Source organism: Oryzibacillus soli (assembly GCF_051594765.1).
Lineage (GTDB): Bacteria > Bacillota > Bacilli > Paenibacillales > NBRC-103111 > Paenibacillus_AR.
Window position 1 is genome coordinate 1 of sequence record NZ_JBPPGJ010000091.1, and the last position, 513, is coordinate 513.

Here is a 513-nt window from a genome sequence, read left to right on the forward strand (position 1 = left end):
GCTCGAGACTGTCGGCGCTTGGTTCGGCGGCGTCACGGCGCTGATCGTCACCGTGAAGGCGTCCGATTGAGTGCCTCCGTTGCCGTCGTTGGCCGTCACGGTCACTGTGGTGGTGCCTGCGTTTACCGGCGTGATCGTCAATGTTGCACCGGTAACGCTAACGGTCGCCACGCCCGGCGTAGACGACAGCGCGCTCAAGGTCAGCGCATCCCCGTCCGCGTCCGTGAACACATTGCTCAGGTCCACGGTGAACGGCGCGTCAGCCGCGGTAGCCGTCCGGTCCGTTATGGCGTTGGCAACCACCGGCGCTTGGTTCACGGCACTGATCGTCACCGTGAAGGCGTCCGATTGAGTGCCTCCGTTGCCGTCGTCAGCCGTCACGGTCACTGTGGTGGTGCCTGCGTTTACCGGCGTGATCGTCAGCGTTGCACCGGTAACGCTAACGGTCGCCACGCCTGGCGTAGACGACAGCGCGCTCAAGGTCAGTGCATCCCCGTCTGCGTCCGTGAACAC

1 protein-coding gene is annotated in these 513 nt (G+C 64.7%); it reads right to left on the reverse strand.

The genetic code is table 11. The features are described from left to right. Window positions 1-513, reverse strand: a 513-nt coding sequence (locus ACSEXW_RS28290; RefSeq protein WP_438449517.1) for an Ig-like domain-containing protein, incomplete at both ends; no start/stop codon positions are given.